Origin of the sequence: Salinivibrio sp. PR6, from assembly GCF_001995955.1 — a bacterium.
Classification (GTDB): domain Bacteria; phylum Pseudomonadota; class Gammaproteobacteria; order Enterobacterales; family Vibrionaceae; genus Salinivibrio; species Salinivibrio siamensis.
This window is the reverse complement of record NZ_MUFA01000007.1, coordinates 134,302-159,373: the sequence shown is the minus strand read 5'-3', so window position 1 is coordinate 159,373 and position 25,072 is coordinate 134,302. Positions and strand designations below refer to the sequence as shown.

Annotated in this window: 17 protein-coding genes and 1 other annotated feature; of the genes, 7 read left to right on the top strand and 10 right to left on the bottom strand. The window is 50.2% G+C overall.

Going from position 1 to position 25,072, the window contains the following annotated elements; all coding sequences use genetic code 11:
* Nucleotides 1-294 precede the first annotated feature (294 nt).
* Entirely contained in the window at nt 295-1,527 is a 1,233-nt protein-coding gene (gene serA, locus BZG72_RS07975) for a phosphoglycerate dehydrogenase (protein ID WP_046074064.1), read from the top strand.
* Between the two features lie 71 nt (nt 1,528-1,598).
* Here serA and yaaA read toward each other — a convergent pair whose 3' ends face one another.
* Nucleotides 1,599-2,372, bottom strand: a complete 774-nt coding sequence (gene yaaA / locus BZG72_RS07970) for a peroxide stress protein YaaA (RefSeq protein WP_077666510.1) — start codon at nt 2,370-2,372, stop codon at nt 1,599-1,601.
* 94 nt (nt 2,373-2,466) lie between these two features.
* Nucleotides 2,467-3,891 carry an alanine/glycine:cation symporter family protein gene (locus tag BZG72_RS07965; protein ID WP_077578952.1) on the bottom strand — a complete coding sequence of 475 codons (1,425 nt, stop codon included), beginning with the start codon at nt 3,889-3,891 and terminating at the stop codon, nt 2,467-2,469.
* Between the two features lie 243 nt (nt 3,892-4,134).
* Between BZG72_RS07965 and BZG72_RS07960 the strand changes: the two genes are divergently transcribed.
* Nucleotides 4,135-4,314 (top strand): DUF3545 family protein, encoded by a 180-nt coding sequence (locus BZG72_RS07960; protein WP_046074061.1) that lies wholly within the window; start codon nt 4,135-4,137, stop codon nt 4,312-4,314.
* Between the two features lie 73 nt (nt 4,315-4,387).
* On the opposite strand, the gene ung is transcribed toward BZG72_RS07960, so the two are convergent.
* A complete protein-coding gene (gene ung / locus BZG72_RS07955) occupies nt 4,388-5,071 on the bottom strand; it encodes a uracil-DNA glycosylase (RefSeq protein ID WP_046074060.1) in 684 nt (227 codons plus the stop codon).
* A gap of 597 nt (nt 5,072-5,668) precedes the next feature.
* Here ung and grcA point away from each other — a divergent pair.
* Nucleotides 5,669-6,046 (top strand): autonomous glycyl radical cofactor GrcA, encoded by a 378-nt coding sequence (gene grcA, locus BZG72_RS07950; RefSeq protein WP_046074059.1) that lies wholly within the window; start codon nt 5,669-5,671, stop codon nt 6,044-6,046.
* A 96-nt stretch (nt 6,047-6,142) separates the two neighbouring features.
* Here the strand turns inward: grcA and thrC are convergent, their stop codons facing one another.
* The 3 genes from thrC to thrA are packed head-to-tail and all read right to left on the bottom strand — an operon-like array spanning nt 6,143 to nt 10,844.
* Entirely contained in the window at nt 6,143-7,426 is a 1,284-nt protein-coding gene (thrC, locus tag BZG72_RS07945; protein ID WP_046074058.1) for a threonine synthase, read from the bottom strand.
* Entirely contained in the window at nt 7,423-8,382 is a 960-nt protein-coding gene (thrB, locus tag BZG72_RS07940) for a homoserine kinase (protein ID WP_077666509.1), read from the bottom strand. The genes thrC and thrB overlap by 4 nt, the downstream gene beginning before the upstream one ends.
* A gap of 2 nt (nt 8,383-8,384) precedes the next feature.
* Nucleotides 8,385-10,844: a bifunctional aspartate kinase/homoserine dehydrogenase I gene (gene thrA, locus BZG72_RS07935; RefSeq protein ID WP_077666508.1), complete on the bottom strand. Its 2,460-nt coding sequence runs from the start codon at nt 10,842-10,844 to the stop codon at nt 8,385-8,387.
* Nucleotides 10,845-10,868: 24 nt separating this feature from the next.
* Nucleotides 10,869-10,985, bottom strand: a sequence feature (Thr leader region).
* A gap of 165 nt (nt 10,986-11,150) precedes the next feature.
* On the opposite strand from thrA, the gene aceK reads away from it, so the two are divergent.
* Together aceK and BZG72_RS07925 are read left to right on the top strand one after the other, a co-directional pair.
* Entirely contained in the window at nt 11,151-12,890 is a 1,740-nt protein-coding gene (gene aceK / locus BZG72_RS07930; protein ID WP_046074055.1) for a bifunctional isocitrate dehydrogenase kinase/phosphatase, read from the top strand.
* 233 nt (nt 12,891-13,123) lie between these two features.
* Nucleotides 13,124-13,597 carry a hypothetical protein gene (locus BZG72_RS07925; protein WP_077666507.1) on the top strand — a complete coding sequence of 158 codons (474 nt, stop codon included), beginning with the start codon at nt 13,124-13,126 and terminating at the stop codon, nt 13,595-13,597.
* A gap of 13 nt (nt 13,598-13,610) precedes the next feature.
* On the opposite strand, the gene BZG72_RS07920 is transcribed toward BZG72_RS07925, so the two are convergent.
* On the bottom strand, nt 13,611-14,093 hold the full coding sequence (locus tag BZG72_RS07920) for a putative 4-hydroxy-4-methyl-2-oxoglutarate aldolase (protein WP_077666506.1): 483 nt from the start codon (nt 14,091-14,093) through the stop codon (nt 13,611-13,613).
* Nucleotides 14,094-14,126: 33 nt separating this feature from the next.
* Nucleotides 14,127-14,549: a DUF3293 domain-containing protein gene (locus tag BZG72_RS07915; protein ID WP_077666505.1), complete on the bottom strand. Its 423-nt coding sequence runs from the start codon at nt 14,547-14,549 to the stop codon at nt 14,127-14,129.
* 434 nt (nt 14,550-14,983) lie between these two features.
* On the opposite strand from BZG72_RS07915, the gene arcA reads away from it, so the two are divergent.
* Nucleotides 14,984-15,703 (top strand): two-component system response regulator ArcA, encoded by a 720-nt coding sequence (arcA, locus tag BZG72_RS07910; RefSeq protein WP_046074051.1) that lies wholly within the window; start codon nt 14,984-14,986, stop codon nt 15,701-15,703.
* 127 nt (nt 15,704-15,830) lie between these two features.
* Here the strand turns inward: arcA and arcB are convergent, their stop codons facing one another.
* Together arcB and BZG72_RS07900 are read right to left on the bottom strand one after the other, a co-directional pair.
* Nucleotides 15,831-18,185: an aerobic respiration two-component sensor histidine kinase ArcB gene (gene arcB / locus BZG72_RS07905; protein ID WP_077666504.1), complete on the bottom strand. Its 2,355-nt coding sequence runs from the start codon at nt 18,183-18,185 to the stop codon at nt 15,831-15,833.
* Nucleotides 18,186-18,194: 9 nt separating this feature from the next.
* The gene (locus BZG72_RS07900) at nt 18,195-19,988 is read right to left on the bottom strand and encodes a GGDEF domain-containing protein (protein WP_077578958.1); all 1,794 of its coding nucleotides are present in this window, start codon (nt 19,986-19,988) and stop codon (nt 18,195-18,197) included.
* 614 nt (nt 19,989-20,602) lie between these two features.
* On the opposite strand from BZG72_RS07900, the gene gltB reads away from it, so the two are divergent.
* Complete coding sequence (gene gltB, locus BZG72_RS07895; RefSeq protein WP_077666503.1) at nt 20,603-25,069, top strand: glutamate synthase large subunit; 4,467 nt, start codon at nt 20,603-20,605, stop codon at nt 25,067-25,069.
* The last annotated feature ends 3 nt before the right edge of the window (nt 25,070-25,072 follow it).

Here is a 25,072-nt window from a genome sequence, read left to right as displayed (position 1 = left end):
CGTTTGCGTTAAGTGTAATCAATAAGTTAAAAGCACCTTTTTTAAGGTGCTTTTTTTATGGCCTAGAACGGATAATTCTTACCCCTTATGTGAATTTTTGTTATCTTGGTCACTGTTCTGATACCGGCACATCGCATGCCCAGCGGTCTTTTGACGTAAAAGATCAACCTAATGACCAGGTCAATCAACCGCATCTCCTCGTCGCCATCGTGCGCGGGAATAAGGTACGATGCGCCCCGGCACTCAGGCGCAACATTGCTACCATTATTGTTTCTAAGGAAGAGAACAGCCCGCATGTCACACTATTCACTGGACAAGAATAAAATCAAAATCCTATTACTCGAAGGCGTCCATCCCACTGCTGTTGAAGCCTTCAAGCAGGCCGGATACACCAACATCGAGTACCATAAAGGCTCACTCACCGGTGAGGATCTCGAAGAAGCTATCCAAGATGCACACTTTGTGGGACTACGCTCTCGCACCCAGTTAACGGAAGCCGTCTTTGCAAAAGCGAAAAAGTTGGTCGCGGTTGGCTGTTTTTGTATCGGCACCAATCAAGTAGACCTTGATGCGGCAGCCAAGCGCGGGATCCCCGTTTTTAACGCACCTTTCTCCAACACCCGCAGTGTCGCAGAGCTGGTTTTAGGTGAGATCCTACTGCTCCTACGCGGGATCCCCGAAAAAAATGCCAAAGCGCATCGCGGTGAATGGCAAAAATCCGCTGATCGCTCCTTTGAGGCTCGCGGTAAGGTGCTCGGCATTATTGGCTATGGCCACATCGGCACCCAGCTAAGTATCTTGGCAGAAAACTTGGGGATGCGAGTGTATTACTACGATGTTGATAACAAGCTCTCGTTAGGGAACGCCATCCAAGTTAACTCGCTCACAGAGCTGCTTAATCGCAGTGATATTGTCTCGCTTCATGTCCCCGAGACGCCAAGCACGCAGAACATGATTGATGCTGAGGCCTTTGCCCGCATGAAACCAGGGGCGATCTTTATTAATGCCTCACGCGGTACGGTGGTCGATATCGATGCTTTATGCGGCGCGCTAGAAAGCAAGCATTTGGCTGGGGCGGCAATCGATGTTTTCCCCGTTGAGCCAAAAACCAATAAAGACGCATTTAGCTCTCCGCTACAAGCGTTTGATAATGCGTTACTCACACCACACATTGGTGGCTCAACCCAAGAAGCACAGGAAAACATCGGCCTGGAAGTAGCCGGTAAGCTGGTGAAGTATTCTGACAATGGCTCGACGCTGTCGTGCGTCAACTTCCCTGAAGTGTCACTGCCAGAACATCAAGGTCGCTCGCGCTTACTGCATATACACGCCAACCGACCTGGGGTGCTGACCAAAATCAACACCACCTTTGCCGACGAAGGTGTCAACATCGCCGCACAGTACTTACAAACATCGTCGCAAATTGGTTATGTGGTGATTGATGTTGAAGACAGTGATCATGCCTACAAGGCACTGAAAAAGCTTAAAGCGATCGAAGGCACCATCCGCGCGCGGATATTGCACTGATTCGAGCCAGAAATGAAAAAAGCCCCTGTTGGGGCTTTTTCGAATTGTTCGCGTTTTATCACTGGCGCCGCTTATTGCTCGTCGCGCAGAAATACCAGCTCATTGCCTTTCGAGTCGGCTTCACTAAAGTAATAGCCTGCCACATTAAACGCTTTAATGTCCGCCACTGAGCTCGCGCGCTTATCAATCAAATACCGCGCCATCATGCCACGGGCTTTTTTGGCATAGAAGCTAATCACCTTATATTGACCGTTTTTATAATCTTTAAACACTGGGGTGATGATGTCGCCTTTAAGCACCTTCTTGTTGACCGCTTTAAAGTATTCATTGGAGGCAAGGTTGACTAATAGCTCACTGCCCTGTGCCGCCAAATCATCATTCAGTGCCTCTGTGATGATATCGCCCCAGAACTGATATAAGTTGTCGCCTCGTGGTGTCGACAACTTGGTCCCCATTTCCAACCGGTACGGTTGCATCAGATCGAGCGGCCGCAATAGCCCATACAAGCCTGATAACATACGAAAATGATCTTGTGCCCAATCAAAATCTTGCTCGGACATCGAATTGGCATCTAACCCTGTGTACACATCCCCTTTAAATGCAAGCGCCGCAGGTCGTGCATTATCTGGGGTAAAAGAAGGAGACCATTCAGAAAAACGCACAGCATTAAGACTGGCGATTTTATCACTGACTTTCATAAGCGAGGCAATGTCTGCCGGTGTAAGCTGACGGCAAACCTTAATCAACGCCTCTGAGTGTTCAGTAAGCTGAGGTTGAGTATAACGGTCTGTCGGCAATGGCGTTTCATAATCCAAGGTTTTTGCAGGAGAAACCACTATCAGCATGTTGCTCGCCCTTTTGTTATTTATCTTTTGCTAAGCCTATCATTCCCGCATAAAAAAACCACCGCCCGCCACCACACATCATGCGTATCAGTGACTAACGTTTGGGGAGCGGCCACGCCTTATCGTCAAGCTGACTGTGCAGCTCGGGAAAGCGGCGACTGTCGAACACAGGTACCCGCCCCAATGAGCGCTGAGTGTGATAGTCCTTTGCCAGCCGCTTGACGATGCCCGAAAGTAAAAAAATCGCAATCATGTTTACCAGCGCCATCATTCCCATAGACGCATCCGCGAGAGTCCAAACCAGCGGCAGTTCCGCCAGCGCCCCAAACATGACCATACCCAAGACTAAGGCACGGAAGTACGGCAATGCCGGACGACACCGATGATTGATAAACAACAGATTGGTTTCTGCATACGAATAATTGGCAATGATCGAGGTAAAAGCGAAAAAGAAAATGGCGACCGCCACAAACTGTTCGCCCCATTCCCCAACTTGTGCGCTTAACGCCCGCTGAGTCAACTCAACCCCCGTGATTTCGCCGCCGGGAATGTACTCACCTGATAGCAGAATAATCGCCACGGTAGCAGTGCAGATCACCAAGGTATCCACAAACACGCCAAGCATTTGCACGTAACCCTGAGAAACAGGATGAGGAGGATAAGGCGTCGCTGAAGCCGCCGCATTAGGCGCGGAGCCCATGCCTGCTTCGTTAGAGAATAATCCGCGTTTAATCCCCTGAATCATGCCTTGTGCCAAGGTGTAGCCCAAAGCGCCTGATGCCGCTTCGTGGAGACCGAATGCACTTTCTATGATCAAAGAAAATACCGCTGGCACTTTATCAAGATGGGTTAACACCACATACAAAGACAAGGACAAGTATAACAGCGCCATCACGGGCACAATCACTTCTGCCGTGCGCGCTATCTGACGTAATCCACCATAAATGATTAACCCGCTAACCAGCACCAACCCCGCGCCGACATAGGCCGGTGGCCATGAAAATGCCACTTGTGCCGCTTGTGAGATAGAGTTGGCTTGAACCGAATTAAACACTAGCCCAAATGCCAAAATCAGTAATAGGGAGAAGAGTACCCCCATCCAACGCATTCCTAGGCCATGTTCCATGTAATAGGCAGGACCACCGCGAAAATAGCCGTCCGGATCCCGTACCTTATACACTTGCGCCAGCGTACTCTCTGCAAAGGCCGTGGCCATGCCGAGAAATGCCATCAGCCACATCCAAAAGATTGCCCCCGGGCCACCTAATGACAGAGCGACCGCCACCCCGGCCATGTTGCCCGTCCCTACACGCGCGGCGAGCCCGGTACACAAGGCCTGGAAAGAGGAAATGCTGCTCCCCTCACGGCGTCGGCTATGACGCATGACAGAAAACATATGAGAAAAGTGACGAAACTGAATGCCGCCTAATTTTAAGGTAAAAAAGATCCCGCCACCGATGAGCACATAAATGAGCACCGACCCCCAAATCAGATCATTAATAAAAGTGAGTAGGCTCAATGGACTGTCCCTCGTCGTGATTAAGTAAGGATAATGATCAATGCGGCGCAATCTTCGCGTGAACCACCTTCTAGGTCAATTCAAACCCATCACGGCTGGGGCAACAGTCACTCATTTTAAAAATCAGTGATTGCGGTCTCATAAAAACTTCATCGGACTGCCACAAATGAGAAATACTTCAATTTTACGTTAGGGGTAGCTGTGGTATTTAAAATCTGACCGCAAGGTGAAAAAGAGGTGACTATGGAAAACATTGCCTTTAACGATCTGTTCGAGCAAGACAAGCCACAACGCAACGGACGCGCGAAACCAGTCAAACGTAAATGGAGAGAAATTGAAGCGCTGAAAGACAAACAGCGGCTAAAAAAAGAATTGGAAGAAATCGATATTTTTGGCGATTTCTCTCAACTGGACCTCGATTAACTCACCCTCAACATAGGATTGCTAAAAGGTGCTCACCGAGCACCTTTTTTTCATCGCTCCTCAGCGACTGCGCCTACTCCGCCTCGAGATAAGGCTGCCAATCAATGGGCGTCTTCCCTTGCGCCTGAAGCAACGCATTGGTTTGTGAAAAGTGCTGACAACCAAAAAAGCCACGATGCGCAGACAGCGGTGACGGGTGAGGCGCGGTGAGCACATGGTGGCGCTGACGATCGATCGCTTTACCTTTTTTCTGGGCGTGCGCGCCCCATAATAAGAACACCACGCCTTGGCACTGCTGGTTTACCGCATCGATGACACGATCAGTAAAGGTTTCCCAACCCAGTTTGGCGTGTGAGTGCGCTTTTCCTTGCTCAACGGTGAGCACAGTATTAAGCAACAACACACCTTGTTCCGCCCAGCTTTTCAAGTAACCGTGAGAAGGTGGCGTAAAGCCTTCAATATCGGTGGCAAGCTCCTTGTAGATATTGACCAATGACGGTGGTGTTTTCACACCCGGTCGCACAGAAAAGCACAGCCCGTGCGCTTGGTTCGGCCCGTGATAAGGATCTTGACCCAGAATCACGACTTTCACCTCGCCCAACTCGGTGTAACGAAAGGCATTAAACACATCTTCCTTCGGAGGAAAAACCGTCACCCCCTTGGCACGTGCTTGTTCAACATAGGCAAGGGTTTCTCGGAAATACGCTTGTTGTTTCTCATCAGCCAATACTTGCTGCCACGTTTGCGCCTGAGTCATGGTTGCTCCTTTTGATTATATTGGCGCTATTCTAACGAGGCAGCATGGCAAAATCAGTGTGTGCAACGATCTTTTGTTCGTTCGGTGTGTGAGTGGTAATGACGCTGACAGCGGCCTTGTACCGCGCGGTTAGGGGTCGGTAAGCTCGCACGCGTCATGGTTGGCTTAATCATGGGGCATTCCTCATCATTGTGGATTCATCATTAGCAATGAAATTTTAATGCCAACTTTATAAAAGCAACAAATTCATGGTGTTAGCCTATAAGCTGATCAGCCTAAGTCACACAATGAGCACAAGTGGTGCAAATTTGCCTCTTTTTTGCACACACTTGTTTGCGCACACGCCACTTTCATTTGTAATTTAATTACTACATTACAAATCAAAAATTACCCGTAAGACTCGCAGTGCGGAAGCGGCCGTGCTACAGTCCTCACTGTAGTTCAAAAAAGATTGATATAAGATAAATATCATAATGTTAATTATGAGATAAACTTGATTTAGGTCAATAAAACCCCACTCTTTAAAGGGTATATATAGGCACTCTAAATGATGAAATCTTACATCATAAAAGTCACTATCATAAAAGGGGATAGGCCATGATCACTGGTATTCAAGTAACCTCAGCGGCCAATGATGAACTCGTTAATTCTATTTGGTTGATTGATAAAGACACCGATCAAGCGCGTTGTGTTTGTGCTAAACAAGGCTTTGAAGCGGATCAGGAAGTTGCCCTATCTTCTTTGGGTGAATTCGATTACCGCGAGGTGAATATCGAGACACAAGCGGTCAACGAAGGCGGCCAGCATCTTAACGTCAACGTATTGAAGCGTGAAACGCTGGAAGATGCAGCAAAGCACCCAGAGAAATACCCACAGCTGACCATTCGCGTCTCCGGTTATGCGGTACGTTTTAACTCACTGACGCCTGAACAGCAGCGCGACGTCATTACACGTACCTTTACCAGCTCACTATAAGCGCATTGCTTTTCGCAAGAGCGCTTACACTGAAACAGCCCGCTATCGCGGGCTGTTTTTTTTCAGGCATAGGCTGGAGTGCGTTGCTTCTACCCGTTAGCCATTAATGTCTAATAGGTAGTCTCGTAGCACTTGGAAATCCGCCTCTTGCTCACGAGAAAGCAGCGTCATTTTCGCGTGTTTCGCGAGCGGCCCAGGCAGGGGGATATCTTTATCCAAAATGGCATCCACCGACTCTTTAAATTTCGCCGGGTGGGCGGTGCACAAGAAGATCCCCTCTTCTCCTGGTTCAAGCTGCTCAGCCAGCAGACGGTAAGCAATCGCACCATGCGGTTCACACAAATAGCCCGCGTGAGAGAGCGATTTTAAGCTCTCAGCCGTTTCCTCATCGTCAGCACGCCCTGAGGCAAGTTCACTCAACGTCCACTGCTCTCGGCGGAAAAGCTCTTCGATACGTGGCCAGTTGTTAGGCTGACTCACGTCCATGGCATTGGATAAGGTGGCGACCGTTTGCTGCGGAGACCATTCCCCCGAGTCCAAATAGCGCGGTACCGTGTCATTGGCATTGGTACCCGCAATAAAGCGCTTAATCGGCAGCCCCATCGCTTTAGCAAGCAAACCGGCCGTGAGGTTACCAAAGTTACCACTTGGCACCGATATCACCACCTGATCGCGTTTATGCGGAGGGAGCTGCGCCACCGCCTCGAAGTAGTAACAAATCTGGGCCATTAAGCGGCTAATGTTGATGGAGTTAGCCGAGTTAAGACCAATGGCCTGACGAAGCTCGCTATCATCAAAGGCTTGCTTGACCAAGCTTTGACAATCGTCAAAGGTGCCATTAATCGCGACCGTATGGATATTGCCGCCGAGTGTGCAAAAGAGTTTTTCCTGCAGCGGGCTGATTTTGCCTTTCGGGTACAAGATGACGACATCGATATTATCAATACCGTAGAACGCATGGGCAACAGCCGCCCCGGTATCCCCAGATGTTGCCGTGAGGATGGTGATCTTTTTGCCATCAGAGACCGCTGCCAGCGACTGCGCCATAAAACGGCCACCAAAGTCTTTAAAGGCGAGCGTCGGGCCATGGAAAAGCTCTAGCGCGTGAATATTATCTTTCACCTGGGTAAGCGGTGCAGCAAAGCTAAATGCGTTTTTAACCAGTTCACTCACTTGCTGTTTAGGCAGCTCATCGCCAATTAATGCAGATAAAATTTCGCTACTGCGCGCCACCAAAGGCATGGCCAGTAATGCCTCAATGTCCTCGAAGTGGGGCAAGCTCTCGGGAAAAAAGAGCCCTTGGCCACGACCTAAACCTTGCTGGACCGCCTGAGAGAATGACACGGTTTCACTGTGATCTTTGATGTTATAAAGCTTCATGCCTGACTTCCTATTTCTTTCGCGCCCTGTCCATCAATGCGACATACATGAACAAAGCCATCATCATTTTGTATATAGTGCTCGCGTAACCATTGCGCGACACGCTCTGCCACCTGTCTATCGTCACAAATGCTAAATAGGGTTGGCCCTGAACCGGAAATCCCCGTCGCCAATGCGCCACAACTGGCGGCATACTCGCGCGCTTCAACAAACCCCGGCAGCAGTTTTTGTCGGTACGGTTCAGCAATCACATCGCAAATTAAACTCGCCGCGAGCTTAGGCTGTTGCGTGTGACACGCATGAATAAAGCCGCCGAGATAGCGCCCATGGGCGATCACATCTTGCCGGCGATACTGGGCGGGCAAGATGGTGCGTGCTTCTGCCGTCGACACCTTGATGCCCGGATACGCCATCACCCAATACCAGTTTTCAAAGTGTGGCACCGCTTGACTGATCACCCCTTGGCTTTCCAGCATGAGCTGCACGCCACCAAGATAACAAGGCGCGACATTGTCATAATGTAAGCTACCGGAGATGGACGCTTCCATTTCTCCCATCAGCGCTAACATGCGAGTCTCATCGAGCGCATGGTCATGAAAGCGATTCAACGCTTCGAGCGCGGCGACAATCGAGCATGCACTGGAGCCAAGTCCTGACCCAATCGGCATATTCTTTTCAAGCACCATGGCAACGGGTTTCACCGCCAAGTCATGGCTTTTAAGCGCCTCGGCATAGGCCAAGTACGCCTGATAAACGATATTATCCTGCTGATTAGCGGGTAGCTTATCGATAAAGCGGCCTTGGCAGCGCAATGAAAAAGCGTGGTTTCCACCGTCTGCCACTTCCACCACATCGCCCAATAAACTGCCGTCGACAGGACTCACCGCTGCCCCTAAGACATCAAATCCCACACTGACATTACCAATCGATGCAGGTGCATAAACACGGACTGCCATAACTAGACTCCTAACTTCCAACCCAGTGTACGCATTAAGTCCGCAAACACCCCGGCGGCGGTCACTGCGGTTCCCGCGCCATAGCCTCGCAGCACCAAAGGAATCGGCTGATAGTACCGGCTATAAAAAGCCAATGCGTTCTCACCCTCTTTGATTTTGTTCATGGGGTCATCGTCAGATACCGCTTGGATTTTGACGAAACAGCGTCCTTCTTCGATACCACCAATATAGCGCAATACTTTGCCTTCTTTGGCGGCAGCCTCGGACCATTGTTTAAAATATTCATCGGCTTGCGGCAAACGCGCCATAAAGGTTTCCACATCACCGGACTGATCAAAGCCAGGCGGAAGCGCAGGTTCGACCTCAACATCATCAAGCTCAAGCTCCATGCCAGCTTCACGTGCCAGAATCAACAGCTTACGTGCCACGTCCATGCCCGATAGATCGTCACGCGGATCCGGCTCAGTAAAACCGTTTTCACGCGCGATCTTGGTCGCCTCACTAAAGCTGGCGCCGTCATCTAACTTGCCGAAAATGTCGGAAAGCGATCCCGATAAGATCCCAGAAAAGCGTGACAGCTCATCCCCTGCCGCAATCAAGTTTTGTAGGTTTTCAATTACCGGCAGGCCTGCGCCCACTGTAGTCTCATACATAAATTTGCGGTGCGTCGCGCGGGCCGCCTGACGCAACTGGTGATAGTAAGCCATGCTGCTGGTATTGGCTTTCTTATTAGGGGTAATCACGTGAAAGCCTGCACGCAAGAAATCAGCATATTGATCGGCGACCTGTTGATCAGCGGTGCAATCGATCAACACAGGGTTAATGATATGATTACGCTGAACTAGCTGGATCATCCCCGCTAAGCTGAACGTAGACAGGTGGTTGGGGAGTTCATCACGCCAGCTATTTAGATCAATGCCTTGGCTGTTAAGCCACATCCCTTTGCTGTTCGCTAAGCCACAGACCCGCATCACAATGCCTTGTTGCTGGAGCTTGGCTTGTTGGCGGCGGATTTGCTCAATCAGCTCCCCCCCCACACCACCGACACCGACGATAAACACATCCAAATGATGCTGGCTATTAAATAAGTTCTCATGACAGGCTTTAACCGCCTCAGAGACTCGCTCTGAAGGCACCACCGCAGAAATAGCGCGTTCCGATGAACCTTGAGCAATCGCAACGATATTGACATTGACTTCTGCCAACGAGGTGAAAAAGCGCGAGGCAACACCTTTCGATGTGCGCATGCCATCGCCCACCAAAGAGACAATCGACAAATTATCCATAAACTCGACAGGCTCAAGCAGACCATCTTTCAGTTCAAGCTCAAAATGATTACTCAGCACCTTGTCGGCTTTTTCTTTGTCCTGGCTTTGAATACAAAAACTGATGCTGTACTCAGAAGAGGATTGGGTAATCAACACAATCGACACCCCCGCCGATGACATCGCACCAAATACGCGTGATGCCATCCCTACCATGCCTTTCATACCCGGGCCTGATAGGTTGACCATGCTCAAATCGCTTAAGGTAGTGATGCCCTTAATCGCAAGCTTGTCCTCCCCGCTATCCTCACCAATTAAGGTGCCTTCTGCTTGCGGGTTCGCCGCGTTTTTAATTAAACAAGGGATATGAAAGCGCGCAATCGGTGCGATGGTTTTGGGGTGTAACACTTTCGCGCCAAAGTAAGACAGCTCCATCGCTTCTTGATAGCTCAGCGATTTTAGCAAGCGCGCATCCGGTACGAGGCGAGGGTCACAGTTGTACACCCCATCGACATCTGTCCAAATCTCGCAACACTCGGCACGTACACACGCTGCGAGTACCGCGGCAGAGTAGTCTGAGCCATTCCGTCCTAGGGTCACCAGCTCGCCATTTTCATTCCCCGCCATAAACCCTGGCATTAGACCAATGTGTTTCGCCGGGATGGGCGATTGTTTGAAGCGTTGCGATGAGACTTCGATGTCGACTTCAGCACTTAAGTGACTGCCCGACGCGGCAAAGTATTCCACCGGGTCAATGTCGAACACTGCATACCCACGCGCCTCGAGTAGAGCATGCATCGCTGCGACCGACAAACGCTCACCTTTACTGACGACACGTGCATAGGTGCTATCTGGGCATAAGCCCAATAAGCTCATGCCATGCACATATTGGCGAAGCTGGCCGAGACTGCGCGTTAATTTATCGAAAAGTGGCTGGGTATCGAGGTTGGGTTGACGCTCCGCTAGGCCATGAAACAAGCCGACGAAAAGCTGCTCTAGCTCTTTAAGCGGCAATTCCGCTTCACCATGTTTGACCGTGTTCTCAACCACTGAAACGAGGATGTTTGTCACCTTCGCTGGGGCGGATAACACGGCAGACACCTCGCTCTGCCCCTGGTTACTGACAATGATATCGGCAGCGCGACTGAAGCGCTCAGCATCGGCCAGCGACGTGCCACCAAATTTTAAAACTCGCATCCGTTTGGGACCTCTCTTTTAAGATAAAAAAAAGCCCGTACCTGGGAAGGTACGGGCTTTTTTGGAAATTCTGTGCGTATCAGCCCGCACCAACACATGATGTGCCAGTAATAATAATGGTGGTTGTGGTGGTCTGGGTGCTGATCGTTAGTTGCATGTGTGTTGCGTATATCATTTGTTTTGTTTGATTCTCTCTAGGTGTATCGAATCATGTTGCTTAGGTCAACAAAAAAGTTATCCTGATTGCTTTTTCAACAAAACTCTGCGAGCTTGAACAAGGGAGCAACCAGATCGCAAGGAGCGCGAATGACCCAAGAAGCGATGGCCCAGTTAGTCGCCAATACCATACTACAAGGCTCGGATGCTATGTATGGCCGGTTTCTCGATGTCACCTCCGGTGCGCAGGAGCGCTTTGAGCAACAAGACTGGAAAAGTGTTCAACAAGCGCTTAAAACGCGTATCCAGTTCTACGACCATCATGTTGGTTTGGTCAGTCAACAACTAGGAGCCATGCTCGGCAAAGCGCACGCCACACGCTCCTTTTTGATGGCAGTCAAAGCGGCTTATGTCACCTTGCTTGATGATTACCCGCGTTACGATATCGCTGAGAGTTTCTTTAACTCTGTGTATTGCCGGATCTTTGAACACCGCAATATCCGTCGCGATAAGCTGTTCGTGCAAAGCTCCCAAGGGGGGCGGATCCCCAAATATCCAACCCCTTTATTAAGACGCTTCCAATCGCAAGCCGGCATTTACGCCACCTTAGAGCGGATGCTCGATAGCACCCCGTTTACCCTACCTTGGCGGGATAAAAGCGGCGATCTCAAACGTGTGACACAAATACTCCAAGCGCGGTTTGGCCCGCAACTTACCATGAGCTTTACCCTCGAAATGGTTCGTCAGCCTTTTTTCCGTAATAAAGGCGCTTACCTTATCGGCCGACTCGATATGGCTAACCAGCGCCGGCCTTTGGTGCTGCCGCTCGCGATCTCCGAGCAAGGGGAGCTGTACATCGACGCCTGTATTACCGACAGTGATGATGTCAGCATCGTGTTTGGTTTTGCCCGCTCGTACTTCATGGTCTACGCCCCTGTGCCGGCGGCGTTGGTGGACTTCCTTAACCAGCTGATGCCCAACAAAACGCCCGCMGAGCTCTACACCGCSATCGGCTGCCAAAAGCACGGAAAAACCGAGTTATACCGTGAGTTTCTTTACCACCTGGATAACTCGGATGACTTGTTTGATATCGCGCCTGGGGTCAAAGGAATGGTGATGTCAGTATTTACTCTGCCTTCCTATGGGTTTGTGTTTAAGATCATCAAAGACAAGTTTGCCCCGCAAAAGCAAATGACCCACGCCCAAGTAAGGGAAAAGTACCGCCTGGTTAAAGAACACGATCGGGTTGGACGCATGGCCGATACCCAAGAATACCGTAACTTTATTTTTCCCCGTGACCGCTTTAGTGACGCCTTAATTGATGAACTCCTCGAGGTTGCCCCCTCCTGCGTTAACGTCACCGACAACGAAGTGCGCATTCGCCATCTCTACATGGAAAGGCGCATGATCCCGTTAAATATTTATCTCGAAAAAGCCGAGCCGGACGCGATCACCCAAGCCGTACAAGAATATGGCGATGCACTCAAAGAATTAGCCGCCGCCAACATCTTTGCCGGCGATATGCTGTTTAAAAACTTTGGGGTCAGTCGTCACAATCGGGTCATTTTCTATGATTACGATGAAATAGCGTATCTCACTGAGGTAAACTTTCGCCATATTCCGCCACCTCGCTACCCAGAAGATGAACTGGCTGCAGAGCCTTGGTACAGCGTGGGCGAAAATGACGTATTCCCAGAAGAATTTCGCACATTTTTACTGGTTAATCGTACCGTTGCCGACGAGTTTGATCGCCTCCACCCAGAGCTGTTCGAAGCTGGTTACTGGCAGCAACTGCAAAGCCAGGTAAAGGCCGGGCATTTTCATGATGTGCGTCCCTACAGTGAAGAAAACCGGTTAGGACACGCGACGCTCTCACCAAAAACGGCCTAATATTTGCTCAGTCATCATGTGTTAACCGCACACTGGCGATTTACCGCCTTTTTGCGCCAATAAAGTGGCAAACCGTCAATATATTGGCATCTTAGTCTATCGACCTTTATCGGCACGTGTGAGGAGAGAGACAAAATTCGGCAGTAGTATCTATTTTTTGTCTACACTGATCGCAACGCATCAGCGTCTTCTAAGACTGAGCTAAGCCTAAAAAGAACAATGAGGCACAGGATTTGAGTATAAAACAACTAGGACTGTTGACCCTCGTCTTACAAGCTGTGGCAGCGCCTGCGTGGGGCCAACCGTTAACTTGGCAAACGCTGCCAGCTGGGACAGCTGATCACTTCTTTATTCAGTCTATCCCATCGGCCACACAAGGTTTTGACAGTTGGACCATTCAGTCAGGCTATCGTTACCCACTCAGTAATGTATCTGTTTATATGGGCACGCAACTGAAAAGCGAAAACGACCAACACACCACGCAACAAGGGTTGTTAAGCGGGATTGAGTACCGTTTTACCGACAAGCTGCGTCTTTCGAGCCAAATTAGCCGCGATAATGACGATACCCTGATCGATCAGTGGGGCGTCAGCAGTCGCTACCAGTTGAGTGAGTCGATTGATGTGAATGCCGGGCTAGATGTCGAGTTTCGTCCCGAAACCTCCCCCGAATCGATTTATCAACTCGGGGTTGGATTGCACTTTTAACCCGCCGCCCAGATTAACTGACCAGTGGCTCTGCACACACAATCACGCCATTTTGATCGGCATACAGATAATCACCTGCTCTCACAGATACGCCGTTTAACGCTAACGCAACATCCACATCGCCCTGATCGCGTTTTTGCGTTTTAATTGGACAGACACCCAGTGCCTTAATACCGATCGGCAAGGTCGCTAGCGTCGCCGTATCGCGAACCGGCCCAACGATGACGACGCCTGCCCACCCATTATCAACAGCGCTTTGTGCGATAAGATCGCCCAGCAAGGCTCTATCCATCGCACCAGAGCCATCCACTACCAGCACCTGGCCCTCACCTGGGGTAGCCAGCATCGCCTTCACTTTGGAATTATCGTGATAGCAACGTACTGTACGAACTCGGCCTTCAAAGCAGCACTGGGCCCCATAGTCCTGCCACTGCAGTGGGATCCATTGCACCGCCTCCGGGTGGCTGTCACATAAGTCCGGCAATTTATCGTCCATGATGCCTTTCTCCTTTTTCGTTGAGGGAAAGAGTTAATGTGTGGCTGCCGTGAACAAGGATGAAAAACGCACGTTCAGTGATTGCGGTGTGAACGCATCCATCAAAACAGGCAACAACCATAAACTATCATTCTCTACCCAATAGATGGCATTTTGTTGCCATTGTTGCGCCAATAACATGGCTTCGTGCTTATCCAAAGCAACCGCAAAACCCGGCTCATACCAACTCCCATCCGGCGCCCCACCATTCATTGGCCAATAGCGTATCCCTTGTTGTGTCATTGCACTTTCAAGCTGAGCATTACGCGATTGATTCTCTTTCTCAGATAAAGGTTGGCTACGCGGATTAAATGCGGTAAGAATAGCAAATGCTTCGGCATCTGGCGCTTGAGGAGCGTGAAACGCGATAGATTGGTAAGTTTTCCACAATTCTTGCTGGTTATCAGGATCACACATTGTTTACACCTACTCGTAACGCATACTATGCTTAGTGACTAATTATGCGTCATTATTCAGAAAGTTAAGTTAAAACGCGTCGCTAACTGACATTTAACATGCTTTTGATTGGGGTCAATAAAGGATGAAAAAAATCATCAACCCTTATCCTAATATATTGTTAGCGTGCTGTTAAATGAATACAATTGGCGATAATTAATGGATATCAGAGTGATTGGCTTGGTGGTGCACTCATACTGCCACGCCCCGTCTTAAGCTGGAACTCACGGTGCGTTGTCTAGCATCGACGAACACTTCTCTATGGATGGCGTGCCATATGTTAGTTGCGAGGTTCGCGGTAGACACTCCTCGCATTTTTGTAAATTTTTTTCACAGGCTAGACGGTCTAGACTGTGAAGTGCAACCGGATTCTATTTAGATATTAGGTATCGCCAATGCAAACCCCGCAAATTCTGATTGTAGAAGATGAACAGGTCACACGTAACACGCTGAAAAGTATCTTTGAAGCGGAAGGTTACAATGTGTTTGAAGCCAGCGATGGCGACGAAATGCATCAAGTCCTGTCTAACCATCATGTTCACTTAGTGATCATGGATATTAACTTGCCAGGTAAAAACGGCTTGTTGCTCGCGCGCGAATTGCGTGAACAAGGTGACATGGCGCTGATGTTCCTCACTGGGCGTGACAATGAAGTCGACAAGATTCTCGGGCTCGAAATCGGTGCCGACGACTACATTACCAAACCATTCAACCCACGCGAACTGACTATCCGTGCGCGTAACCTGCTCACACGTGCCATGAGCAGTGTCAACGACAGCGAAGAAAAGCGTAACGTCGACGTGTATGTCTTTAACGGTTGGACACTCGACATCAACAGTCGCTCGCTCATTAACCCAGAAGGGGAAACCTTTAAGCTGCCTCGCTCTGAGTTCCGCGCCCTGCTTCACTTCTGTGAAAACCCAGGCAAAATTCAGACGCGTGCTGAGCTGCTTAAGAAAATGACGGGTCGTGAACTTAAGCCGCACGATCGTACCGTGGATGTCACGATCCGCCGGATCCGTAAACATTTCGAATCGCACAATGACACACCAGAGATCATTGCGACCATTCATGGTGAAGGTTATCGCTTCTGCGGTGAAATCGAAGAGCAATAAAGAGTCGTTGAGAGACAGTGCATGGTTTAATGACTGCGTGTCGAACTCAAGAAAAAGGCGCCGATTAAGGCGCCTTTTTTCTCTTTGTCGCTTGCTGGTTTCTCAGTGGGCTCGCCAGCCAGAAGCGCTACGCTTGCTCGTCTAACCATGCTTTGAGCACATCCAGATCGTGCTGATAACCATCTTTGATTTCATCAATCCAATCCGCAATGTTTTCCCACCACGCGGGGAGGTCGGGTGACTGTGCTTTTTGCGCCACTTTTTGAATATGCTTGAGTCCCACCGATCCTGCAGCGCCCTTAATTTTGTGCGCTTCAGAAACAATGCCTTCTTGATCTCGTGCCGTCATATTCGAGTCGAGGATGGCGATGTACTCTGGCATGGTTGACTCAAACATCTCAATGCTTTGTTTCACAGGGTCTATACCCACTAACTCCACATACCCAGTGAGCATATCCATATCGAGTAACCGCTCTGCTTGTTCATTCGCGATAGGACGGCTCGGCGCGGGCTCATTCACACTCTCGACGTCTGTCACCATGTTTGATGACAAAGCATACTGCTCAATCACCTGGTTAAGCGCACTCACACTAATGGGTTTGCTGATCGCATCGTCCATTCCGTTGGCAAGATAGCTATTTTTGTCATTAATAACATTGGCGGTCAGCGCAACTAAAGGTGGCAGTTGCGCATACTGCTCTCGCCAAGTAGCCGCGATATCAAAACCGGTCATATCGGGCAGTTGAATGTCGAGCAGCGCCAGATCAAACGCGTCTGGCGAGAACACATCTAACGCCGACTGCCCATCGCGAGCGACGGTCACCTGGTGCCCCAAACTCTCAAGCAAGCTGGTAGCAACAGTAATATTGAGCTCAATATCCTCCACCAATAAAATACGCAGCCTGCTTTCCACTGGGGTGAGTGCCGGTGTTTCGTCTTCTCCAGGCTCACTCAATGGCACCTTGACGGTAACCGTAAAGGTACTCCCCTCGCCCTCTTCACTGTCGAGGGTAATATCCCCCCCCATCAAACGGGCCAATTTGCGCGATACCGCCAAGCCAATACCTGTCCCAACGGCATGTAGGTTTTCCCCTGCCTGTTTAACTTGGTAATACATGGCAAAAATCTTGTCTTGTTCATCCGCGGGGATCCCGATACCACTGTCTTCAACGTCAAAGCATAAATGGACTTGGTCACCGTCCACTTCCGCGCTGACTGTAATGATCACACAGCCTTGCTTGGTAAATTTGACCGCATTACCGACGAGATTCCATAGGATTTGCCGCAGCCTCGTCGTATCAACCGCCACATAGTCAGGGAGTTCGGTCACTCGCTCAAGTTCAAAACGTAAGCCCTTTTGCTCGGCCATCAACCCTGAAATATTGTCGATTTCGGTAACAAATTCATTTAAATCCACACTGGTGGGATGCAGAGAAAGACGTTTGCGATCAGATTTGTCTAAATCGATGATGTCGTTAAAAATATTTCCCAAAGTGATCGCACTGACATAAATCGTCCGCAGATAATTACGTTGCTTATCATCCAAGTTTGACTCCAGCAACATGCGGCTTAGGCCAACAATCCCGTTAAGCGGGGTGCGCAATTCATGACTAATGGTGGAAATAAACGCTGTTTTTTCTCGGCTCGCTTTTTCCAGCGCATCTTGGTAGCGCTTACGCTCGGTAATTTCTCGCCCAAAACCAAGCAGTCCAAGGTGCCGCCCATCTCGGGCAAAGAAAGGCACTTTGCGCAATTCAAAATAGGCTTTACGCCCGTCTTGATATTCAAGCCATTGCTCGTAGGTTATCGACACATTGGCGTCAAACACTTGCTGGTCGGTTTCGACCACTTTTTCAGCGATATCTTCGCGATAAACGTCCCAAGGTGTCAGCCCTTTGAGCGTTTTCTCGTCATAACCGGTTAGCTCTTCCATCGCTCGGTTACAACCCGAGAACTGACCATCAGCGTTGCGGTAATAAATCAAATCCGGGGAAGCATCAATGAAAGAGCGGAGTAAGGCGGTTTGCTCCGCCAGCTCCAACTGCGCTTTTTCACGCTGATAAACTTCATTTTCAAGATCTTTAATCGCCTGCTGCCGCGCACTCTCCGCTTTCTCACGCTCTTCTATTTCCGAGTTGAGTTGCTCAATATTTTCGGTGAGTTGGCGGTTAAGGCGCATATCACGCGCACGCATTTCTTCCAGCTTAGAAACCAGTTTTGATAACCGCTGACGAGACTCCTCCAGTTGATCAACCACCACCGACAAAAAATAAACCGCCCACGGCGTGATCACCAGTCCAAAGAAAACCGAGCGAATGATATCAATATTTTGAACCGTGCCCTCAAGGACTAAGGTAATCCCCACTTGCACCACTACCGCGAGCGCCACGAGCGCCAAAGCCAGTAGCATGCTAAAGCGCACTATGCCTAACTTGACCAGCAAGTCGACGTAATATTGGGCAAGGACTTTAAGTTGTTTCATATAGGCTTATTAACCGCCAGATTCGAAGTGAATTGATTCAGCCACCGAGGCTCGTTGCTTGTTTGATGGGCGAGAATGAGAGGCACCTTGCAGCACACTCACACGATTGCGGCCATGTCGCTTGGCTTGATATAACGCACGATCCGCGCATTGTACCAAATCGCCATAATCTTGATCCGGCGCTGGGATCATACACGCCGCCCCCAGGCTCATCGTCAGTTGCTGGGTGGATGCCGCGTCCAAGTGTTCGATGTTCGCCGCTAATATCGCTTGCCTCGCCCGTTCAGCCACATCCATCGCGCCGTTTAGCCCTGTCTGTGGTAAGACAATCGCAAATTCTTCCCCCCCATAACGGGCAACCATATCCATCGGGCGATGAACGGACGATTTTAGCGCCTTGGCCACTTGCTGTAAGGCCCAGTCACCCTGCTGGTGACCATAGTGATCGTTGTAAAGCTTAAAATGATCTATATCGCAAAGAATAAACGCCAGGGGGGTCTGCTCTCTGGCGTGTGAACGCCACAGCGTGCTCAATTGCTCGTCAAGACTGCGTCGGTTAGCCACTTGAGTAAGGCTATCAACAAAGCTGAGCTCCTGCAGTGCCATGATGGCATCGGCTAACTGTTGTTGTGTCTCTTTCCGTTCGGTGATATCTCGTGCCATCAGCAGCACAGCCGGTGCCAACGTGACCGGATCTTGAATGCGTGACTTGGTCACCTCATACCAAGTTTGCTCACCCGTATCCGTTAAAATGACATCTTCATAGGTAATGGTTCCACCCGTTTCTAGCACCTGTTTATCACGCGCTTTGTGTTGATCAAATATCTCCGGATCTACCACATATTGCGCCGGTGCATTCTCGAGCGCTTCAATGGTGGTGCCAAGCGCATCGGCATACGCTTGATTACACGCCAAGTGATAATAGTCTTGATCAAAAATACCGATAGGGTCGACACTCGCTTGGAAAATCGCACTGAGCAAGTTACTTCGCTGCTCCAGCACTTGCTCAACCGAGTGACGCTGTTGTGCTTCTTTTTGTAACCGCTCCTGCATCTGGTGCCAATTGGTCACATCATGGCTAATACTCAATGTGCCTATCACTTCCTGCTTATCATTTTTAAGCGTTGTGATATTCGTTTCCAATAAGCAGCTCTGATCATGATGTTGTGTCGCCCAGGTACGTACTGTTCGCGGCTCGGAAAGCGGCTCACCGGCTTGCCAAAGCACTGCTTCCTGCTCTCGGCCCTGCCAGAAGCGGTCAAAGGCGGCGTTCGTACCCACCACGTTTCCCTCAACATCTTGAAAGCATACGAGCTCCGCCAAGGAATTAATCACGCTTAAAAGCACACCTTGTTCTTGTTGCTGCAGGTGCCATTGCGTGTTGGACTCAGAGGCAGAAAATGAAATGAGCCAGGCACGCTTGCCGCGACAGCGGATCGGCAAGCCAGATAAGGTCACCTCAACCCGCACCCGATTCGCGCCCGGGGCTCTGACTTTGGCTTCAACATTAGAAAATGGCTGAGGCCAACGCTGCGCCACAATAAAAGCGCGCACCGCTTGCTGTTGTTTTTCATTGGCGGTTTTAAACCGGTTGTGGCTACCTACCAGCGAAAAAGACTCCACACAAGGTGCATTGGCATACAAGATATCACCATCATCGGCCGTGACAATCGCATGTGGCGTGTCTAACCCGGCCATGTAAACCCGCCAATCGGATAACGCCAGTGTCGCTCGACGCGCGCGCCAACCGTAGCCAAGCAAAGCGCCTAACACGAAAACCAAGCTAAAACTAAAAAACGCCATGCCACTCCTGTCTGCCTTATTACTGTCCTTGATCGTATTCACGCCCTACCTTACCGGCGACGTATTCTGCCACAGTTTTGATAGAACGCGTGATTGTCCTGTTCACAGCTTTGCGAATATCATTTGTTATTTTATTACATCAATTGACAGTGCTTTTTGCTATGAAAGAGAAAGCATATAACGCACCCTTCTTTATTCATCATCAAAGCTAGAATATCTACTCGAATTCGCCTTTTATTTAATAATTATTTAACAAAATGGCATAATTGCGAATAGATATTATTCATCAAGAAAACCACAATAAACACTTTTATATCAGTTATTTACAATAAAGACATACTTCTATTGCCATGCATAAAGGATGCATATAAAAATTTGACCTTTGCAAGGTTTACCGTTAATTTGGAAGGTCGCTGAATAGCGCTTTGCCTGTGTATTCTCTGTCAATCCATCGATAAAACAGTGAGTTAGAGTGTAAATCACCGACTTTTCTCGTTAAAAAATCACAACATAACGAGCGCACAGTCACAAAGCGAATCTGTTCAGAGTGGTCAGGAGGATCACGACAATAAATGCAATCACTGCGCGTAACGCAGTAGCAAGGGAGAATTGCAATGTCGCTGTACAACCCAATGCTGGAAAAAGATAACTGTGGTTTTGGCCTTATCGCCCATCAAGAGGGGGAGCCCAGCCACAAACTGGTTCGTACTGCTATCGCTGCACTTGACCGCATGACCCACCGAGGTGGCATCAACTCTGACGGCAAGACAGGCGATGGTTGTGGGCTACTACTGCAAAAGCCCGACCGCTTTTTCCGCCTTATTGCTGAGCAAAACCAATGGAAGCTGAGCCGCCTATATGCGGTCGGCATGATTTTTCTCAGTGCCGATCCGGCAAAAGCCCAACAAGCCAAACAACGCTTCGAGCAAGAAATCAACGCTGAAACGCTATCAGTGGTGGGATGGCGAACCGTACCGACCAACCCAGATGTACTCGGGGATATCGCCAAACAGTCTCAACCGGTCATTGAACAAGTGTTTATCAATGGTCCAGCAGGCTGGCGCGCACGCGATTTAGAGCGACGCCTGTATATTGCGCGTCGCCGTGCAGAACAAGCCTTGGCAGACGATGCTGACTTTTATGTCACCAGCCTATCCACACAAACCATTGTTTACAAAGGGTTGTGTATGCCAGCGGATCTGCCACGTTTTTACACCGATCTCGCGGATCTGCGCTTAGAGTCATCTATCTGCTTGTTCCACCAGCGTTTCAGTACCAATACTCAACCACGCTGGCCGCTCGCACAACCCTTTAGATACCTTGCCCACAACGGCGAAATCAACACCATTGAGGGGAACCGTCAGTGGGCACGCACACGTGCATACAAATTTAACTCCCCTTTGTTGCCTGACTTACATCAAGCCGCCCCGTTTGTGAATGAATCAGGATCTGATTCCTCAAGCCTCGACAACATGATGGAAGTTTTTCTCGCCGGTGGGATGGACTTATTCCGGGCTATGCGCTTACTGGTGCCGCCCGCATGGCAAAATCACCCAGACATGGATGATGAACTGCGCGCATTTTATGACTTTAACTCCATGCATATGGAGCCATGGGACGGGCCGGCGGGCATCGTGATGTCAGACGGCCGCTATGCCGCCTGTAATCTTGACCGCAACGGCCTGCGTCCGGCGCGCTATGTGGTTACCAAAGATAAGTTTATTACCCTCGCCTCCGAGATTGGGATCTGGGATTACGCACCTGACGAAGTGTCAGAAAAAGGCCGCGTGGGCCCGGGTGAGCTTTTAGTGATCGATACCCGCGAAGGGAAGATTTGGCACTCAGGTGAAATCGATGATGAGCTAAAAAGCCGTCATCCGTATCGTGAGTGGCTGGACCAACATGTCCGTCGTCTCACACCGTTTGAAGACTTAGATCCTGACACCAGTGAAGGCAGCCGTAACCTTAAAGATGCCCAGCTTAAGACCTATCAAAAGCTGTTTGGGATGTCGAATGAGGAAGTGGATCAAGTCGTCAAAGTGCTGGGTGATATTGGCCAAGAAGCCACTGGCTCCATGGGTGATGATACGCCAATGGCCGTATTATCGTCGCGTCCACGCTGTGTGAGCGATTACTTCCGGCAAAAATTTGCCCAGGTGACTAACCCACCGATTGATCCGCTGCGCGAGAACCACGTGATGTCTCTGGCCACCTGTATTGGCCGTGAAATGAATGTGTTCTGTGAAACCGATGGGCACGCCGAGCGGGTCGCGTTTAAGTCTCCGGTTCTTTTGTTCTCGGATCTGGTGCAACTGCTTGAGCTGGACGATACCTATTATCGCAACAGCATTTTAGATATTAATTACGATCCGAACGAAAAAGATCTTCATCAAGCCATCCTCGATTTATGCGATCAGGCCGAGCGTTGTGTCCGTGATGGCACCGTTCTTGTGGTGCTCTCTGACCGCAGTATCAATAAAAATACGCTGCCGATTCCTGCGGCAATGGCGGTCGGTGCGGTGCAAAAACGCTTGGTTAACCAAAACCTACGCTGTGATGCCAACATCATTATCGAAACCGGCAGTGCTCGCGATCCCCATCAATTTGCGGTGTTACTCGGGTTTGGTGCCACGGCGGTTTATCCTTACTTAGCCTATGAAACACTGGCGAACTTGGTCGATATTGGCGCCGTCGATAAGCCGTATCGCGATGTGATGGTCAACTTCCGTAATGGCATTAATAAAGGCCTTTACAAGATCATGTCAAAAATGGGGATTTCGACCATTGCCTCTTACCGTTGCTCGCAGTTGTTCGAGGCGGTTGGCTTGCACCAAGATGTGATTGAGCTTTGCTTTAAAGGCGTGGCTAGCCGCATTCAAGGGGCCAATTTTGATGATTTCCAACAAGATTTGATCAACCTATCTCGCCGAGCATGGATCAAGCGTAAACCGCTTGAACATGGCGGTCTGCTTAAGTATGTCCACGATGGTGAATACCACGCGTATAACCCAGATGTGGTGACCAACTTGCAAAGCGCGGTGCGATCTGGCGAGGCCATGGATTACAAGACCTACGCTAAAACCGTGAATGAGCGTCCTGTGGCAACCTTGCGCGATTTAATGCAACTGAAAAAAGCGGCCTCACCGGTTGCGCTCGAGCGTGTAGAGCCGGCAACGGAGCTGTTCAAACGGTTTGACTCGGCGGCGATGTCTATCGGTGCCTTGAGCCCGGAAGCGCACGAAGCGCTGGCTATTGCCATGAACCGTCTAGGTGGCCACTCAAACTCCGGCGAAGGAGGCGAAGACCCACGTCGTTTCAATAGCGAACGCAATTCACGCATCAAGCAGATTGCATCTGGCCGTTTTGGCGTCACCCCGCACTATCTGACCAATGCGGATGTGCTGCAAATCAAGGTTGCCCAAGGCGCGAAGCCCGGAGAAGGTGGACAACTGCCTGGCCATAAGGTGACGGCAGAAATTGCTAAACTGCGTTTCTCCGTCCCCGGCGTGACCTTGATTTCGCCACCGCCGCATCATGATATTTACTCGATTGAGGATTTAGCCCAGCTGATCTTCGATCTCAAACAAGTTAATCCGCAGGCACTCGTGTCGGTTAAGCTGGTTTCAGAGCCGGGCGTAGGCACCATTGCCACCGGGGTGGCCAAAGCGTACGCCGACCTAATAACCATCTCAGGGTACGACGGTGGGACAGGTGCCAGCCCGCTCACCTCGGTAAAATATGCAGGTAGCCCGTGGGAATTGGGGCTCGCTGAAACTCAGCAAGCACTGGTTGAAAACGGCTTGCGCCATAAGATCCGTTTACAAGTCGACGGGGGCCTAAAAACCGGTTTAGACATTGTCAAAGCCGCTATCTTAGGCGCAGAAAGCTTTGGCTTTGGTACCGCCCCTATGGTCGCACTTGGCTGTAAATACCTTCGTATTTGCCACCTCAATAACTGTGCAACTGGCGTTGCTACTCAGGATGAAACCTTACGTAGTGAGTACTTTAAAGGCCTGCCCGAGCAAGTGATGAACTTCTTCAAAGGCCTAGGGGAAGAAGTGCGCGAGCTGCTGGCCGAACTAGGGGTGGAAAAGCTTACCGATCTGATTGGTCGAACCGACCTCCTTGAGGCAGTTGATGGCTTTACCGCCAAGCAACTGAAGCTCGACCTAAGCCATATTCTCGATGCACCAACGCCGTGGCCAGGTAAGACCTTGTATTGCAGTGAGCCTAACACGCCATTTGACAAGGCTGAACTTAACCAAGCCCTGCTTAGTGAACTGGGTGAAGCTATTGCGGCCAACCACAGTGCCAGTGTCTACAAGTCTGTTCGTAATACCGACCGTTCAGTCGGTGCCAGCTTGTCTGGTGCGATTGCCAAACGTTACGGCAATACCGGTATGGCTGCTAACCCGCTGGATGTGCAGCTGCAAGGCACCGCCGGCCAATCGCTCGGGGTATGGAATGCCGCGGGAGTGAACATCACCCTTATTGGGGATGCTAACGACTACGTCGGAAAAGGCATGAGCGGCGGACAGATTGTGATCCGGCCCCCTATCGGCTCAGCATTTGCCAGCCATGAGTCCACCATCATGGGTAACACCTGCCTATACGGTGCCACTGGGGGCAAATTGTTTGCGGCCGGTAAAGCCGGTGAGCGTTTTGCCGTGCGTAACTCAGGCGTCCATGCCATTGTGGAAGGCGCGGGCGACAATGCGTGTGAATACATGACGGGAGGCATTGTGGCCATTCTCGGTCGCACCGGGGTCAACTTTGGCGCTGGGATGACCGGTGGCTTCGCATACGTGCTGGATGAAGAGGGCGATTTTAACGGTCGTATCAACCCTGAGTTGGTTGAAGCCCTGTCGTTGGAGGCTTTGGCTATCCATCAAGAGCACTTACGTGGCCTGATAGCCCAACACTTCGAGCTGACCGGCTCGGATCGTGCGCAACAGCTGCTCGATGACTTTGACACTTGGGTACACCGTTTCTACCTCGTCAAACCGAAAGCCGCTGATGTGAATACCTTATTAGGCCACCAAAGTCGCAGCGCTGCTGAGCTGCGCGTTCAGGCGCAGTAAAAG

Bases quoted from the DNA above. Each gene is read 5' to 3' on its own strand.
- BZG72_RS07915 (WP_077666505.1), bottom strand. From the start codon at position 14,549: ATGTGTGATCCTGATAACCAGCAAGAATTGTGGAAAACTTACCAATCT.
- ung (WP_046074060.1), bottom strand. From the start codon at position 5,071: ATGACTCAGGCGCAAACGTGGCAGCAAGTATTGGCTGATGAGAAACAA.
- thrA (WP_077666508.1), bottom strand. From the start codon at position 10,844: ATGCGAGTTTTAAAATTTGGTGGCACGTCGCTGGCCGATGCTGAGCGC.
- BZG72_RS07900 (WP_077578958.1), bottom strand. From the start codon at position 19,988: ATGGCGTTTTTTAGTTTTAGCTTGGTTTTCGTGTTAGGCGCTTTGCTT.
- BZG72_RS07920 (WP_077666506.1), bottom strand. From the start codon at position 14,093: ATGGACGATAAATTGCCGGACTTATGTGACAGCCACCCGGAGGCGGTG.
- serA (WP_046074064.1), top strand. From the start codon at position 295: ATGTCACACTATTCACTGGACAAGAATAAAATCAAAATCCTATTACTC.
- grcA (WP_046074059.1), top strand. From the start codon at position 5,669: ATGATCACTGGTATTCAAGTAACCTCAGCGGCCAATGATGAACTCGTT.
- yaaA (WP_077666510.1), bottom strand. From the start codon at position 2,372: ATGCTGATAGTGGTTTCTCCTGCAAAAACCTTGGATTATGAAACGCCA.
- BZG72_RS07960 (WP_046074061.1), top strand. From the start codon at position 4,135: ATGGAAAACATTGCCTTTAACGATCTGTTCGAGCAAGACAAGCCACAA.
- gltB (WP_077666503.1), top strand. From the start codon at position 20,603: ATGTCGCTGTACAACCCAATGCTGGAAAAAGATAACTGTGGTTTTGGC.
- thrC (WP_046074058.1), bottom strand. From the start codon at position 7,426: ATGAAGCTTTATAACATCAAAGATCACAGTGAAACCGTGTCATTCTCT.
- thrB (WP_077666509.1), bottom strand. From the start codon at position 8,382: ATGGCAGTCCGTGTTTATGCACCTGCATCGATTGGTAATGTCAGTGTG.
- arcB (WP_077666504.1), bottom strand. From the start codon at position 18,185: ATGAAACAACTTAAAGTCCTTGCCCAATATTACGTCGACTTGCTGGTC.
- arcA (WP_046074051.1), top strand. From the start codon at position 14,984: ATGCAAACCCCGCAAATTCTGATTGTAGAAGATGAACAGGTCACACGT.